The sequence below is a fragment of the Pantoea sp. X-Soil-MYKO-1785 genome (assembly GCF_059730675.1).
On sequence record NZ_AP036001.1, the window covers coordinates 539,314 to 553,719 of the forward strand.

Consider the following 14,406-nt stretch of genomic DNA (forward strand, 5'->3'; position numbering starts at 1 on the left):
AACGTTATTGCCAAAAAACAAAGTTACACTCATCTGATTCCAAAATAACAACACCATGTCCTGGTCAGGCGAATGCATTTGACGGCGGCAATAATATAAAAACGAAAAGTTTTGTCAAATTATGGCAAAAAGAGTAACGCTAAAAATAAGATCCTTTAAAAACAATTACTTATAGTCAGGGGAGCGCAAAAACAAAATAAAAAACAGAGCACCAATGAAATTAAAGACAATACGTCCCCACCGATCAGATCAGAAGGAAAAAACAACATTTTATAGGGAACTCATCGCATAAATAGACTTAGAAAAAAAATCGGAAGAATAAAAATTACTTTCATTAGCAACAATAAAACAACACAACGCCGCGTAAGTCGGGATTAAAAAAAATTAAATGTTAAAAATTAATATAAACTTAAAGCTTTTGATTAGGAATATTCTACTGATCGCATTTATCATGCCTGAGGATTCGATTTACACAGTCAGGTAAAATTATTACGAATATTCCTAATGGACTGTCGGATGCGCCTTTCTGCCGCCGATCAATATAGGAAATTTCGCCTCAGGATATTGGGTTGTTTTTTTCGCCTTTACTCTTCGCTACACGCCTTTACCTGATTTTTCTGCCATCAACCTTATTGCGGCCGGTAACTTTGCCGTAAAACGATCCGATCTTGCCTGCATTGGATCAGCGGAAAGCCCATTTTATAGTCAGTGCCCGACTGGAAGCAGGACGCGTTGAGCGTCGGGGAGGAATCAGGAATCAGGAATCAGGAATCAGGCTGCTGATAACATGATCGACAGTCAGCAGAATGCCGGTTTTTTGCTGATGGCAAATCTGACGTTGGCGTTTTGCACCCGCTGCAGATGTTTCATAAGGTGAAGAAAGGATTAACGGTTCATCACTTATCTTGCTTCACGCACTCCTTTAAGCAGAGCCTGCGTCGCATCAGACGCGTTTCCGGATGGCGAACAGACCAGCCCGAACTCACGGTGTATCGGCGGTGTCAGCGGCACCACACACAGGTTACGCAACTCCTCCGGCAGGGCAGATTCAGGCACCAGGGCGACGCCCATATCTTCACCCACCAGCTTACAGGCGCTGATCCAGTCGCGTACCGTCATGCGGATGTCAGAGAGTTGCAAACCCGCCTTTTCCATCAGGCTTTTGCCATTCACTGCACATCCGCCGGTCGCCAGAATAAAGGGCTGGTCTGCCAGTTCCGCCAGCGTAATGCCATCCGTCCTGGCCTGCCGTGCCTGCCGGCTACCGGCCTGCATCACCACTACCCACGCATCCTGCCCGATGACAACCTCAGCACGACCGGGGAGAGCGTTCATCACCACGCCCAGTTCGACCCTGTCTGCAGCCAGCCACTCTTCGACCTCCTCATCTGAGCCTTCGAGGATGACCACTTCAATAGCAGGATGCAGACGCTTAAAGTCCCGTAGCAGGCCGGGCAACAAGGTGGAGGTCACGGAAGGAAAACTGGCGAGCCGGATGCGCCCGCTGTTTAACCCCCTGCTCTTGTCAGCCAGCACGCGGATTGCCTCCAGCTGCGACAGCATGTTTCTGGCGTGTTCGATAACCTGCTGACCCAGCGCGGTAACACCGATGTACCGTCGCTCGCGGACAAATACCGCAAAGCCCAGAGACGCCTCCAGCTGGGCGATAGCCTGGCTGGCACCGGACTGAGTCATTCCTGTCTGTTCTGCGGCACGCGTGATGTTGCAGGCGTCCGCCACCGCAACCAGCAAGCGCCAGTGTAAAAGATTCATCATGATTATCAGTAGCTCAGCTAATAGTTACCTTCTGGATCATTAATTTTACAGCGCACTGAGCGTCAAATACAGTGAGTTCAGCAACGCGCAGGACGTTGCCCGACGGCTTTTCACTTTAAACGGAGAAAATATGAAACTTTATTACGCCCCGGACACCTGTTCGCTGTCACCGCACATCGTGCTGCGCGAACTGGAACTTGAGTTTGAGCTGGTGAAAGTCGACAACCGAAGCAAGCTCACCGCTGACGGACGCGACTTCCGCACCATAAACCCTAAAGGTTATGTCGCGGCGCTTGAACTGGACGATGGACAGATACTCACTGAAGGCCCGGCCATTGTGCAGTATCTCGCGGACAGCAAACCGGAAAAGGGGCTGGCCCCGCCAGCGGGCAGCTGGGCCCGGGTGCGTCTGCAGGAATGGCTTAACCTTATCACCAGTGAAATCCACGCGGGTTCGGCACCGTTGTTCAACGCCACGCTGCCCGAAGACGTCAAAGCGATTTTTCGTGAGAAGCTGTTCCGGCAGTTTGATTTGCTTGCGGCAGCGCTCAACGAAAAAACCTACCTGAACGGATCGACCTTCAGCGTTGCTGATGCCTACCTTTTCACGGTGCTGGGCTGGTGTAAATTCTTCTCATTCGACCTGCAGCGCTGGCCTGCGTTGTCGGCATATATGGAAATGATCAGCGCGCGTCCGGCTGTGCAGGCCGCATTACTCGCTGAAGCGTCTCAGTAAGATCATCCGCCGCTTAATGCATCTCACAACCGTTGAGCGGCTGCCAGCGGGAAAGTCCGCTTATCGATTAAGCGGACATGACCCAACCCGGTGTGCTCAACATCCCTACGCATAAATGCCACTGCCTCAGCCTGACAACGCGTTCAGGTTCAAACTCACCTTTATTATCCTCCTTCGTTCTGCCGCTGATTTTTCATAAATTCAGCCCGGCTTAAACCGTTCGCTTTTTCACTTGATGAGCATCATCGCTGCTGTGTTCATCAGACAAAGCAACCGGTTAGCCTATTAATATCGCTCTGATGTCATTAACATTGGTTAACGTTGGCCCGGTGATCAGCAGATCATTAATCGCATGAAAATAGCGGTAACTGTCATGCGCATTCAGATAGCCAAGCGCATCAAGCCCACAGGTTTTACCGCGCAACAGCGTATCAGGAAAAATCATCGCACCGGCCGCATCCTCGGTGCCATCAATACCGTCACTGTCTCCCGCGATGGCCCAGATTCCACTTTCCCCGCGCAGTGCGCAGGCCAGCCCAAGTAGAAACTCGGTGTTACGCCCGCCTTTACCTGCCTTTCCCTCGCTTACCGTCACCGTGGTTTCGCCGCCTGACAGCAACACTGCTGGCCCCTTCAGCGGGTAGCCGTGCTGCTTCACTGATTTTGCGATGCCCGCCATGACGGTGGCGACCTCCCGGCTCTCACCTTCAATGGCGTCGCCGAGTATCAGTGGTGTAATACCGTGACGACGTGCCGCACTGGCTGCGGCCTGCAACGCCATCGCGGGTGTGGCAATCATCCTGACCTCACCGACCGGCTGCCTGCCTGACAACGCCGACGGCTGGCTCAGCAGATGGCGAACCGCGGCGGAGACCGGAATAGCGTAGCGTTCGAGCACCTTCAGCGCATCTTCTGGTGTGCTGCTGTCAGCCACCGTCGGACCGGATGCCACATCCGCCGGATTATCACCCGGAACATCGCTGATAATCAGCGAAACCACCTGTGCAGGCTGCGCCAGTGCCGCCAGCCTGCCACCTTTTACTGCCGACAGATGACGCCTGACCAGATTCATCTCTCTGATGCTGGCACCGCTGTGCAGCAGTGCCCGGGTAACAGACTGTTTATCGGCCAGCGTGATACCCGGCGCGGGTAATGCCATCACGGCGGAGCCACCGCCTGATATCAGCGCCAGCACCAGATCGTCGGATGTCAGGCCGCGCAGGGTTTCCAGAATCAGCATCGCCGCCGTTTCACTCATCGCATCTGAGACCGGATGAGAAGCCTCCAGAATGCGGATACGCCCGGCAGGCACGGCATGACCGTAGCGCGTCACCACCACGCCACTGACCTCTACATCTGGCCAGGCGGCATCGACAGCCGCTGCCATAGCGGCCGACGCCTTGCCGGCCCCGACGACAACACAGCGGCCAGCGGGTTTCGGCGGCAGCGCGGCCGGCACGACAGGCCCGGGACGGGCGCTGTCAACCGCCTGCTTAAAGATATCCTCCAGTATCGCTGCGGCCCGATCGTTTCTCATTATCAGGCACTCTCGGCAACGGTTGAACGGGATTCGATAAACTGCACCACGGCACGCGTGACATCAGCCGTTTTGGCCGTGCCGCCCACGTCGGGCGTCAGGATGCCGTGGGTGCAGACGTGTTCGATGCCTTCCATGATCAGCGCAGCGGCCTGATGCTCGCCCAGATGCTCCAGCATCTGTACCGCCGTCCAGAAGGTGGCGATCGGGTTGGCGATGCCTTTACCGGTGATATCAAAGGCTGAGCCGTGAATCGGCTCGAACATGGAGGGAAAACGTCGCTCAGGATCGATATTCGCGGTAGGCGCTACGCCCAGGCTGCCCGCCAGTGCACCCGCCAGGTCGGATAAAATATCGGCGTGCAGGTTGGTGGCGACGATGGTATCCAGACTCTGTGGATGCAGCGTCATGCGGTGTGTCATGGCATCAACCAGCATTTTGTCCCATTGCACATCCGGAAACTCCTGCGCCACCTCAGCGGCAATTTCATCCCACATCACCATGCCATGACGCTGCGCATTGGACTTCGTTACCACCGTCAGCAGCTTACGCGGGCGCGATTGCGCCAGTTTAAAGGCATAACGCATGATGCGCGTGACGCCGACGCGGGTAAAAATCGCCACTTCGGTGCCGACTTCTTCCGGCAGCCCCTTATGGGCGCGGCCACCGTTACCCGAATATTCGCCTTCGGAGTTTTCGCGCACGATCACCCAGTCGAGATCGCCCGGCCCGCGGTTGCGCAGCGGCGACGTAACGCCGGGCAGAATTTTGGTTGGCCGCACATTGGCGTACTGATCGAATCCCTGGCAAATCGGCAGGCGCAGCCCCCAGAGGGTGATGTGGTCAGGCACATCCGGTGCGCCCACCGCGCCGAAATAGATCGCATCGAATTTTTTCAGCGTCTGCAAGCCCTCTTCCGGCATCATCACGCCGTAGCGTTTGTAGTAGTCAGAACCCCAGTCGAAAGTCTGAATATCAAATTTCAGCTGCGGATCGCGCTGTGACAGCGCCCTGAGAACATCAATGCCGGCTGAGATGACCTCAGGACCGATACCGTCAGCAGGAATAGCGGCAATAGAATAGTTACGCATGGTATTTCTCCGTGTCGATTAATGAGTGTGAGGTTGATGAAGTTCTGTGGTCTGTGGCTTTTTCGCTTTTCCGGCCAGAATCAGTACCGTCAGGGCTGAAACCATCAGCAGTCCGGCCACGAAATAGAGTCCCCAGGTGTAGCTGCCGGTTTGCTGGCGGATGATGCCAATCATCATCGGCCCGACAAATCCGCCGAGGTTGCCAATCGAGTTGATAGCAGCAATGCCCGCCGCCGCTGCCGGCCCGCTGAGAAACAGGGTTGGCATGCTCCAGAGCGGCGGCTTGGATGCGCTGATCCCCACCGTAACCAGCGTCAGGGCGATAATCACTGAGAAAAGGGTCGTGACGCTGCCGGCGTAAATCAGTCCGGCCGCTGCCAGCAGGCAGGCAGCAATAACGTGCCAGCTGCGCTCATGGGTCCGGTCGGAGTGGCGCGCCCAGAGGATCATACCGAGAACACCAAGCACCGCCGGGAAGGCATTAAGAAAGCCGATCTCTAATGATGAAGCACCGAAACTGTGAATAATCTGGGGTGCCCAGATACCCAGGGTATAAAGGCCGGCTGAGGTACCAAAGTAGACCAGCGCCAGCGCCAGTACCCGCTTATCCGCCAGACCACGCCATGCGCTGCTGTGGCTCTGGCCCACCGCCCGCGCCTGCTCTTCAGCCTGCATGGTGTTTTGCAGCCAGGTCCGCTCTTCTTCAGTCAGCCATTTGGCTTTGGCCGGTCGGTCAGTGAGCCAGAACAGCACGACGATGCCCAACAGTAAGGCCGGGACCGCCTCCAGCACGAACATCCATTGCCAGCCGGCGAAGCCCATCAGCCCGTGCATTTCCAGCAGTGCGGCGGAGATCGGTGAGCCAAGCGCGGTGGAGAGCGGCGCTGCGGCCATAAAAATGGCGGTAACCTGCGCACGTTTTACCGCCGGGAACCAGTAGCTGAGATAAAGAATGATGCCCGGAAAGAAACCGGCCTCGGCCACGCCGAGCAGAAAGCGGAGAATATAGAAACTGGTGGTGCCCTGTACAAACGCCATACAACCGGAGACCAGTCCCCAGGTGATCATGACGCGGGCAATCCAGATTCGGGCACCGACCTTATGCAGAATCAGGTTAGACGGGACCTCAAACAGAAAGTAACCGAGAAAGAAAATTCCGGCACCAAGCCCGAAGACCATCGGCGAAAAGCCCAGGTCCTGATTCATGGTCAAAGCGGCAAAGCCGATATTAACCCGGTCGAGAAACGCGATAAAATACAGCAGCATGATAAAAGGAATAATCCGCAGCGTTACTTTGCGCATTACCTTTTTTTCGAGGTCATTATGCATAGCAGGATGCTCCACAGTCAGGTAGGGTTGTTATTGTTTTGTTGTGAACTCAGTATGCTGTTTTGACAGGCGTTATCATCGGCAAGGGTTTATATAAATAATTTGAATAATCTGAATGCGGGCAATAAATGGATATAAATCAGCTGAGATGCTTCGTGGTATTGGGTGATGAACTTCACTTTGGCAGGGCTGCCCGGAAGCTTGAAATGATGCCTGCGTCACTCAGCCGTTTTATCCGGCTGCTGGAGGAGGATTTAGGCATACGCCTGCTGAATCGTTCGACCCGCAATGTTTCCCTGACCCGGGAAGGCGCTGAGTTTCTGAGTGAAGCCAAATCCGTGGTGGCAGATTTTGATGGGTTGCGGCTGAGGTTTCGTAAGAATATGACATCGCAGAAAAAGACCCTGCGGATCGGCGCGATTGACAGTGCGGCAAGAGGATTACTGCCGAAACTGCTCAATCTGTTTGTTAGCGCGTTTCCCGATGCGGATATCCATATCAGCGAAGATAAATCACACAGCCTGATCCCACGACTGACCTCCGGCTGGCTGGATCTGGTGTTTGTTCGGCCACCCGAACAGACCGACGTCACTCTGACCACCCGCTTTATTGCCAATGAAACCTGCGTGCTGGCGGTGCCTGCCGATCACCGGCTGGTGGATTACCAGCAGGTGAGTATCGAAGATTTTTGCGATGAGCCCGTCATCGTGCCGGAAAGACGTACCCGACCTCACAGCCATGACCTGACGATGAACCTGTTCAGAGCGGCGGGCAGGTATCCGGTGATAGCGCAGTATGCCGAGGAAAAACAGACCATCCTGAGCTTCGTTGCCGCCGGGCTGGGCGTGGCGCTGGTTCCCTCCTCTTACCGCAACATGAACGCGGACGGTGTAAAGTACCTGCCGCTGGCGCCAGCCGACGACATCCAGGGATTGCCGCTGTGTGTGATGTGGCACCAGGGAAACCGGGACAGGTATGTCAATGCTGTGCTTAACCTGCTGGCGGACAACAGTGAGACACTGACGAAAGACCTGTAGTCACAGGATTCACCGGTCAGCTGAAATTCGCCGCTGACGCTACGGCGTTGATCGTTTGCCCCCACAGATCCGACAGACCCGGTGCTACCGCGCCTGTTTCAAGCCGGACGCCACGACGCGCAATCTCCCGTTTATTCCCATTGCCTTGTGGTGCGTAATGTTTACTGCGCCGCGACATGTGCCGCGATAAAAGCGCCTGATTGCCGGAACCTTACCGCGATAATCGCGCTCCTCTCGCTGTGGCGCAGCAGACGTGCGGTTACTGACGCCCTATGTTGCAATAGCCGTTTGTCGGTTCGCGTTCTGGCAGGAAGGTCAGCCGGGACTTCGCCCGCAGGCCCTTAAGGTATTCGCCAACAGTATGCGCCAACAGGGCGGCAGCGGTGCCGCCTGGTGCCAGTAGCGAGCATCGCTAAATCCTCACCGGATCCCTTATCGGACAGCGAAATATGACAGCTATAGCGTCGTTCTGTTGCCCGCATTATCCTGCTCAAAAATTTTATGCTGCACTAAACGATCGCGCAGCCAGATTTGCGCTTTGCCGGCTGTCGCCTGTTTTGACCACAGCAGATCCACCGCCACGATCCAGTCGGTGTGAGGATATTCCCGCTGGCGTAATTCTATCAGCCTGCCTGTTTGTAATTCGCGATGAACGAATTCGCGTGGCAGCGACGCCCATCCCAGCCCCGCCAGTGCAGCATCCAGCATTGCACTGTAGCTTTCCACGCGCCACAGCATCGGGCTGCCCAGATATTCGGTGGTGGCGATCTTTTTTTCCTGTGAGCCAAACGTGATGTGACGCCAGTTGTGCAAATCGGCAAAGGAAACCGGGATCTGTTGAGCAAGCGGATGATCAACACTGACAACGTGTACCATCACCAGCTTACCCAGTTGAGTGAACTGAATGGTTTCACTCTCAACAGAATGGGAAAGGGTGATACCCAGATCAACCTCACCGCTCTTCACCATTGCTTCCACATCGCCGCGAAACGGTTCCTTGATATGGATATCAACTTCAGGAAAGGTCATAGAGAATTCATATAGCACCGGCGCAATCGTGACGTAGGGCAATTCAATTGCAAGGCTGACATGGCTCTCAATCTGGTGGTTGAAGGCATTTACCCGCTGATCAAAAGCATGACATCGCTCCAGTATGGTTTTGACATATTCCCGCAGCACTTCCCCTTCTGGCGTAAGCCTGACCTGCCTTGGCGTCCGCTCAAATAGCGCAATGTTAAGTTCAATCTCCAGATTGCTCATCGCCATGTTCACCGAAGACTGAGATTTCTTCAGATGACGCGCAGCAGCCGAGAAGGAGCCAGATTTGGCAACCTGTTCAAACGTCATAAGTTGTTCTAATGAATATTTCAAAATACCTCTCAGCTTTCAATTTTTGTGAAAACAGCTCACTTACTTTAAACATTTTTTTACCGATAGAGTGGATTCTCTGTTTAATAAATTGCGATTGGGATGCTTATGGAAACGTTGATTGCAGAAAAGCCAACTCAACACTCGCTGAGTGTCGGGCGGATAGCGTCGCTGGGCTTCCAGCATGTGCTGGTTATGTACGCCGGTACGGTAACGGTGCCTTTAATCCTTGCTTCGGTGATGGGCTTAAACGCCTCTCAGACGGTTACGCTGGTCAACGCCTGCCTGCTGACATCCGGACTCGCCACGCTGCTTCAGTCGGTTGGCTTAGGCCGCTTTGGTGGCAGGCTGCCGTTAATCCAGGGGTGCTCGTTTATCGTGCTGGCACCAATGGCGATGATTGGTCAGACGTTCGGAATTACCACTGTTTTTGGTTCTGCAATCGCCTGTGGATTGTTTACCGTGCTTATCGCGCCGCTTTTCAGTCGCTTAGTGCGTTTCTTTCCACCGATTGTGATTGGGTGCGTTATCACTATTATTGGCATTTCGCTGATGCCGGCAGCGGCGATCTGGATTGGCGGCGGCAACCCTGATGCAGCGGATTTTGCCAGTCCCTCTCACCTGTTACTCGGTCTGGCTACGCTGCTGATCACGCTAATCTTCTACTGTAAAACGCGCGGAATCATCAGGAATTTCAGCATCCTGGCGGGCATGCTGGCGGGAACCCTGATCGCTTTCACCGCCGGATTAACTGATTTCTCCGCCGTCAGTCACGCCGCATGGATCGGTATCAGTATGCCCTTCTCCTTTGGTCTGCCGGTGTTTTCACCGGTGCCGGTTTTTGTCTCCTGCCTGGCGATGATCATTGTCATGACAGAAACAACCGGCAACGTCCTGCTGATTGATAAGCTGATCGGTCGTCCGACAACGCCACAACGGCTTGCCGATACGCTACGCGCCGACGGGCTTTCAACCATGATCGGCGGTTGTCTTAACAGTTTTCCCTATAATGCGTTTTCGCAAAACGCCGGGCTGATCATGCTCACCCGTATTACAAGTCGTTCCGTGCTGGCTGCCGCGGGTCTGATCCTGGTGCTGCTCGGCCTGTTTCCTAAACTGGGTGCCATTGTTGCCGCCATTCCTCGTCCGGTACTGGGCGGCGTGGGCTTGTTAATGTTTGGCATGACGCTGGCGGCCGGCATCCAGCAACTCAAAGACGTCAGCTTTGTCAATGAAAATAATATTCTTATTGTGGCGGTATCAATAAGCGTCGGCGTCCTCCCCATGGCTTTCCCGGCCTTATTTCATTCTCTTCCGTCATCATTAAGATTAATTTTTGACAGCGGCATTTTTATGGGCGGATTCACCGCTGTTTTACTCAATGCATTACTGAACAGCAGAAAGGGAGAACAAAATGAATAACCCGACGGATATAAAATTCCTTAAAATGTCGAATGAGGTTGGCAAGCGCGCTATCACGTTAGGTAAACATCCTTTTGGTGCGGTGCTGGTTGCCCCTGACCGGAAAACCGTGCTGTTGACACAATGTAATATTGATAGCGTTAATCATGCGGAATCGACACTGGCACGCATCGCGGCAAGCAATTTTTCTGCGGAATATCTCTGGAACTGCACGCTTTACACCGCGGTAGAGCCTTGCTGTATGTGCGCCGGTACGATTTACTGGGCCAATATCGGCCGGGTGGTGTATGGCATGAGTGAAGCGCGTTTGCTTGAATGTACCGGCAATCACGATGAAAATCCGACCATGAGTGTTCCCGCCGCCTATATTTTTGAGCACGGCCAGAAGAGAATCGAGCTGACAGGTCCGGTAGCGGAAATTGAGGAAGAAACGCTTGAGTTGCAACAGGCGTTCTGGGCAACCCGACGCAAGGCTTAATTTTATACGGCTACTCTGCCGCTATTTTAGCGCCAGCCAGATTATTGCTCTGTCAGCCTTTTGCCGGGCAGATTAAGCGCAATATCAAATAAGCGACGGGTCTCCACTGCCAGCAGTCATATTATATTCATTGTTTAGCCTCTGCCGTTGATCATGATTTGTTGGTTAACGGCAACGCTACCTCCCGACATTTTTAACTCGTCTCAATACGGGCTGCGTCTGGTTTGACTTATTTAAAACGGACTGTAATTTGATGGTCATTAACACCCGATTATGCGGTCGGTCTGCGGCCGCTCATCGCTTTTGCCAGACCAGCTGCCTTCACGGTCACCGACGCCCCGATTTATCAGGGAAACGATACCGGCTTAGCTAAGGGCCTGCTGGCTGCGGTGCAGGATCGAAAAACTGATATGAGCCATCACGGCGCGCTTTTGCCTGGTACATCGCGATATCGGCGTGCTCAAACAACACTTTTGCCGACACCGTTCCGGACTCCGCAAGGCTGATGCCAATTGATGCGCCGATAGCAACTTGCGTGCTATTGATAACCAACGGCTGTTTCAGGCTGTCAAGAATGCGCTGCGCGATGGCAGATGCCGCCTCACTGCTGCTGCACTTTGCCGCCACCACAAATTCGTCGCCGCCCAGTCGGGCCACCGAGTCACCCGGCCGCATGCAGTGCTGTAACCGTTCGCTGACCTGCTGCAGCAAGGCATCTCCCGTGGCGTGCCCCATCGAATCATTGACCGCCTTAAAGCCATTCAAATCAATAAACAGCACAGCGGTGTAAGCCAAATCGTCGTCCTGCGCCAGCATGCAGCTAACCTGATCGTTAATCCAGGCGCGATTAGGCAAGCCGGTCAGCGTGTCGCGGGTAGCCAGTTTCTCAAGCTTACGGATCCGTTCCTTGTCACGCGTGATGTCACGCGAAACCAGCACTGCGCCAATGTTACAGCCGGTGGCAGGATCGCTGACGCCGCAGGCCTTGGTGCCCAGCGTTATGTAGTGGCCATCGCGATGCAGCTTGCGTACCTCGACCACGTCCGGAAGCACGCCGCCGTTGAACAGGCGTAGCAGCGCATCCATGGCCGGCGCACGGTCGTCTGGGTGCAGGTAATCCACCACCCGCTGGCCGATTATCTCTCCGGCGGACCAGCCGATCATTTCGCTGTAGGAGGGCGAGATTGAAACGTACCGACCGTCGGTGTCGCAATGGGCGATCAGGTCTGTGCTGTTTTCAATCAGCAGCCGGTATTCCGCTGCCGTACGCAGCGCATCCTCCAGCGCTTTGCGCTGCCCGGTGATATCAAGAATGAAGCCGCTGTACTGCAGGCGAGACGCAGCCGACGGGCAGCCCGGCAGACCTGAAACAATCACATACCGCGTCATGCCGTCCAGACAACGGATCGGCACTTCGAGATGAAAAGGTTTCACGCCTTCCAGCGCGGTAGTCAGTTGCAACGCGATTCGGGCATCATCATCAGCCTGTGCAAACCGCAACCATGCACTGAGCGTAACGCCTTTCAGTGCTGGCATCAGGCCCGTCGGACTCTCCTGACTGGCGATGCAAATGCCCTCGGCGTCCGTGGACCAAACAGCGGAAAAAGTAGGTTTGATCACAGTGTTCATGGTGGTCGGCTCCGTGGTTGGCTGACGATACTACACAAGCTTAAAACTCATCGTGACAGACCTCGTGATCGTCAAAATAACCGCCCCGCCCGCCAGAAAGAGGCATCGCCACGCGGTTCAGTCGGGCAAATGTCAGTCCTGCGCAATGTCTGAGGCACCGGCCTGTGCGGCAGCGATTTGTGCGGTAATCATTTGTCAGCCGGAAGGTGCAAAAAATCAGCGATGACGGCATTCAGCATCAGAAGAATGCGTCGGAGTTTATCGGCTGGGCAGCCGGTAATCTTTAATCAGGCGAGCTTTAAACCGCGTTGCCGCCTGCTACGGTCACGGTTTTTATCGATGGCTGGGTGGCGCGACAGAGACAAAGCGTTCATTGCTTTCAATGATGCGCGCCTGAGTCGTTCAGTTCTGCCCGCTCGCGGTAAGGATCCGGTCAACGCACTGTTCAGCGGATAATTTTGCGGTGTCCAGTTGCAGATGCGCTCTGTTCCAGGGTTCATAATGGCGATTGATCACCGCCTGCCAGTCAGGCACTTTTAAGCCCGGGATGTCGGATTGTCTGTTCTCTACGCGCGATCGATGCTGTTCAGCATCCGAACAGAGAATTTCAATTTCCAGAAACGGAATATCTGACGATAGGGCTATCTCCCGGAAAGCATCACGTATCAGGTTAAGGTCATTCACCGAATCAGTGATCACGGTTGATCCCAGTCTGAGATTGTCCCGCGCCAGCGCATACAGTATGAAATAGCCCTCAGGCCCAATCTCCCTGAAATGCGCCGATCCGTTCCGCAGCGCCTGTTCGACCGTATCAACGCGTAAATAAACCGCGTTTAATCGTTGGGATAATCGCTTTGCGATAGTGCTTTTTCCGCAACCCGGCAGTCCACTGAAAATGAAGAACATCATCACTCCTGTTAAATTAGCGCTGCAACGGTAAACCTCACGCGTCTGCACTGCTAACAAACCCCGTTCGCCTGAATGAGTCGCGGGTAACAGCCCGCTTTGTACCACAAGCAGGCTGTCAGTGCCTGACTGCAACGTCGAACTTTTGGCTTATCTTTTTTGTTGCTCATATTTCCAGTAAACCGGCTGCCCAAATTTGCGCAAGAAGTAATCTATGACCGTGCGCGTATTTAATGCAGGAAATTTGCTGCCCGGATACAGCATGAAAATCGACTGGCCGGCTTCACCTGTAGACACTTCATAATCCATGAGCAGCTCGGTGAGGTGACCGGACTTAAGCAGGCTACCTATCTGCCAGTCCGGAAAAAGGACAATACCGGCTCCGTCCTCGGCCATCCGGATTAGCGATTCAGCACTGTCAGACATGACTTTGGGATGTTGGCTAATGTTGTACTGTCCCTCTTTGCCTGAAAAACACCAGCGTGGTATTCCCATATGCCCACGATAAACAAGCAAATGGTGTTGCCGTAAATCTTCCGGCACCTCAGGTATGCCGTATTTATGCAGGTATGAAGGACTGGCAGCAAGATGCCAATTCTGATCTGCAATAAACCGCCCATGCAACGCCGAATCTTTCATGCCAGCGATACGTAACACCAGATCAGAGGCGTCAGACAGCGGATTAACAAATTCGTCAGTGAGACTCAGATCGATCGACAGTTTTGGATAAAGCTCACTGAGTTCCGCCATCAGGGGAGATATGTGCCTTATACCGAAAGAAACCGGCGCATTAAATCGTATCCGCCCTGATGGGACATTCATGCGTTCGCTGACAAGCGCTGACGCACTGCTGACCTGGTCAAGTATCTGCCGAAAAGCGCTGGCATAAATTCGCCCCTCTTCAGTGGGCACCACAGCACGTGTACTCCGGTAAAGCAGTTGGGTTTCCAGAGAAGCCTCAAGTAGCTGAAGAGTGCGTGAAACAGAGGAGACCGCTATCCCTTCCCGCCTCGCCACTTCAGAAAAATTTCCCGTTTCCATAATGCTCATAAACAGCTGCATGGCACGAATATTAATGTGAGTTAAGTCTTTCATCT

The 14,406-nt window shown here is 54.0% G+C and carries 12 protein-coding genes; 4 read left to right on the top strand and 8 right to left on the bottom strand.

What is annotated here, in order from left to right; all coding sequences use genetic code 11:
* Window positions 1-900: 900 nt before the first annotated feature.
* The gene (locus AC6I8D_RS22475) at window positions 901-1,776 is read right to left on the bottom strand and encodes a LysR family transcriptional regulator (protein ID WP_312055627.1); all 876 of its coding nucleotides are present in this window, start codon (window positions 1,774-1,776) and stop codon (window positions 901-903) included.
* 130 nt (window positions 1,777-1,906) lie between these two features.
* Here AC6I8D_RS22475 and gstA point away from each other — a divergent pair, with 130 nt between their 5' ends.
* Window positions 1,907-2,512 carry a glutathione transferase GstA gene (gene gstA / locus AC6I8D_RS22480; RefSeq protein ID WP_312055626.1) on the top strand — a complete coding sequence of 202 codons (606 nt, stop codon included), beginning with the start codon at window positions 1,907-1,909 and terminating at the stop codon, window positions 2,510-2,512.
* Between the two features lie 277 nt (window positions 2,513-2,789).
* Here the strand turns inward: gstA and AC6I8D_RS22485 are convergent, their stop codons facing one another.
* The 3 genes from AC6I8D_RS22485 to AC6I8D_RS22495 are packed head-to-tail and all read right to left on the bottom strand — an operon-like array spanning window position 2,790 to window position 6,469.
* Window positions 2,790-4,049, bottom strand: a complete 1,260-nt coding sequence (locus tag AC6I8D_RS22485; RefSeq protein WP_312055625.1) for a glycerate kinase type-2 family protein — start codon at window positions 4,047-4,049, stop codon at window positions 2,790-2,792.
* Between the two features lie 2 nt (window positions 4,050-4,051).
* Window positions 4,052-5,140 (bottom strand): tartrate dehydrogenase, encoded by a 1,089-nt coding sequence (locus tag AC6I8D_RS22490; RefSeq protein WP_312055624.1) that lies wholly within the window; start codon window positions 5,138-5,140, stop codon window positions 4,052-4,054.
* A gap of 18 nt (window positions 5,141-5,158) precedes the next feature.
* Window positions 5,159-6,469, bottom strand: a complete 1,311-nt coding sequence (locus AC6I8D_RS22495; protein ID WP_069727982.1) for an MFS transporter — start codon at window positions 6,467-6,469, stop codon at window positions 5,159-5,161.
* 128 nt (window positions 6,470-6,597) lie between these two features.
* On the opposite strand from AC6I8D_RS22495, the gene AC6I8D_RS22500 reads away from it, so the two are divergent.
* Complete coding sequence (locus tag AC6I8D_RS22500; protein WP_312055623.1) at window positions 6,598-7,506, top strand: LysR family transcriptional regulator; 909 nt, start codon at window positions 6,598-6,600, stop codon at window positions 7,504-7,506.
* A 456-nt stretch (window positions 7,507-7,962) separates the two neighbouring features.
* Here AC6I8D_RS22500 and AC6I8D_RS22505 read toward each other — a convergent pair whose 3' ends face one another.
* On the bottom strand, window positions 7,963-8,853 hold the full coding sequence (locus tag AC6I8D_RS22505) for a LysR family transcriptional regulator (protein ID WP_312055622.1): 891 nt from the start codon (window positions 8,851-8,853) through the stop codon (window positions 7,963-7,965).
* 129 nt (window positions 8,854-8,982) lie between these two features.
* On the opposite strand from AC6I8D_RS22505, the gene AC6I8D_RS22510 reads away from it, so the two are divergent.
* Both AC6I8D_RS22510 and AC6I8D_RS22515 read left to right on the top strand, forming a co-directional pair.
* Window positions 8,983-10,296 (top strand): nucleobase:cation symporter-2 family protein, encoded by a 1,314-nt coding sequence (locus AC6I8D_RS22510; protein ID WP_312055621.1) that lies wholly within the window; start codon window positions 8,983-8,985, stop codon window positions 10,294-10,296.
* A complete protein-coding gene (locus AC6I8D_RS22515; protein ID WP_497820984.1) occupies window positions 10,289-10,774 on the top strand; it encodes a nucleoside deaminase in 486 nt (161 codons plus the stop codon). Before AC6I8D_RS22510 ends, AC6I8D_RS22515 begins: the two co-directional genes overlap by 8 nt.
* Before the next feature lie 369 nt (window positions 10,775-11,143).
* On the opposite strand, the gene AC6I8D_RS22520 is transcribed toward AC6I8D_RS22515, so the two are convergent.
* The 3 genes from AC6I8D_RS22520 to AC6I8D_RS22530 form a co-directional block, all read right to left on the bottom strand.
* The gene (locus tag AC6I8D_RS22520; RefSeq protein ID WP_312055619.1) at window positions 11,144-12,403 is read right to left on the bottom strand and encodes a diguanylate cyclase domain-containing protein; all 1,260 of its coding nucleotides are present in this window, start codon (window positions 12,401-12,403) and stop codon (window positions 11,144-11,146) included.
* Between the two features lie 402 nt (window positions 12,404-12,805).
* The gene (locus AC6I8D_RS22525) at window positions 12,806-13,309 is read right to left on the bottom strand and encodes a P-loop nucleotide/nucleoside kinase family protein (protein ID WP_312055711.1); all 504 of its coding nucleotides are present in this window, start codon (window positions 13,307-13,309) and stop codon (window positions 12,806-12,808) included.
* A 150-nt stretch (window positions 13,310-13,459) separates the two neighbouring features.
* Window positions 13,460-14,404, bottom strand: coding sequence for a LysR family transcriptional regulator (locus AC6I8D_RS22530; protein ID WP_046289312.1), 945 nt, complete (start codon window positions 14,402-14,404; stop codon window positions 13,460-13,462).
* Window positions 14,405-14,406 lie beyond the last annotated feature (2 nt).

Bases quoted from the DNA above. Each gene is read 5' to 3' on its own strand.
- gstA (WP_312055626.1), top strand. From the start codon at position 1,907: ATGAAACTTTATTACGCCCCGGACACCTGTTCGCTGTCACCGCACATC.
- AC6I8D_RS22485 (WP_312055625.1), bottom strand. From the start codon at position 4,049: ATGAGAAACGATCGGGCCGCAGCGATACTGGAGGATATCTTTAAGCAG.
- AC6I8D_RS22520 (WP_312055619.1), bottom strand. From the start codon at position 12,403: ATGAACACTGTGATCAAACCTACTTTTTCCGCTGTTTGGTCCACGGAC.
- AC6I8D_RS22505 (WP_312055622.1), bottom strand. From the start codon at position 8,853: ATGACGTTTGAACAGGTTGCCAAATCTGGCTCCTTCTCGGCTGCTGCG.
- AC6I8D_RS22530 (WP_046289312.1), bottom strand. From the start codon at position 14,404: ATGAAAGACTTAACTCACATTAATATTCGTGCCATGCAGCTGTTTATG.
- AC6I8D_RS22500 (WP_312055623.1), top strand. From the start codon at position 6,598: ATGGATATAAATCAGCTGAGATGCTTCGTGGTATTGGGTGATGAACTT.
- AC6I8D_RS22515 (WP_497820984.1), top strand. From the start codon at position 10,289: ATGAATAACCCGACGGATATAAAATTCCTTAAAATGTCGAATGAGGTT.
- AC6I8D_RS22525 (WP_312055711.1), bottom strand. From the start codon at position 13,309: ATGTTCTTCATTTTCAGTGGACTGCCGGGTTGCGGAAAAAGCACTATC.
- AC6I8D_RS22490 (WP_312055624.1), bottom strand. From the start codon at position 5,140: ATGCGTAACTATTCTATTGCCGCTATTCCTGCTGACGGTATCGGTCCT.
- AC6I8D_RS22475 (WP_312055627.1), bottom strand. From the start codon at position 1,776: ATGATGAATCTTTTACACTGGCGCTTGCTGGTTGCGGTGGCGGACGCC.
- AC6I8D_RS22495 (WP_069727982.1), bottom strand. From the start codon at position 6,469: ATGCATAATGACCTCGAAAAAAAGGTAATGCGCAAAGTAACGCTGCGG.
- AC6I8D_RS22510 (WP_312055621.1), top strand. From the start codon at position 8,983: ATGGAAACGTTGATTGCAGAAAAGCCAACTCAACACTCGCTGAGTGTC.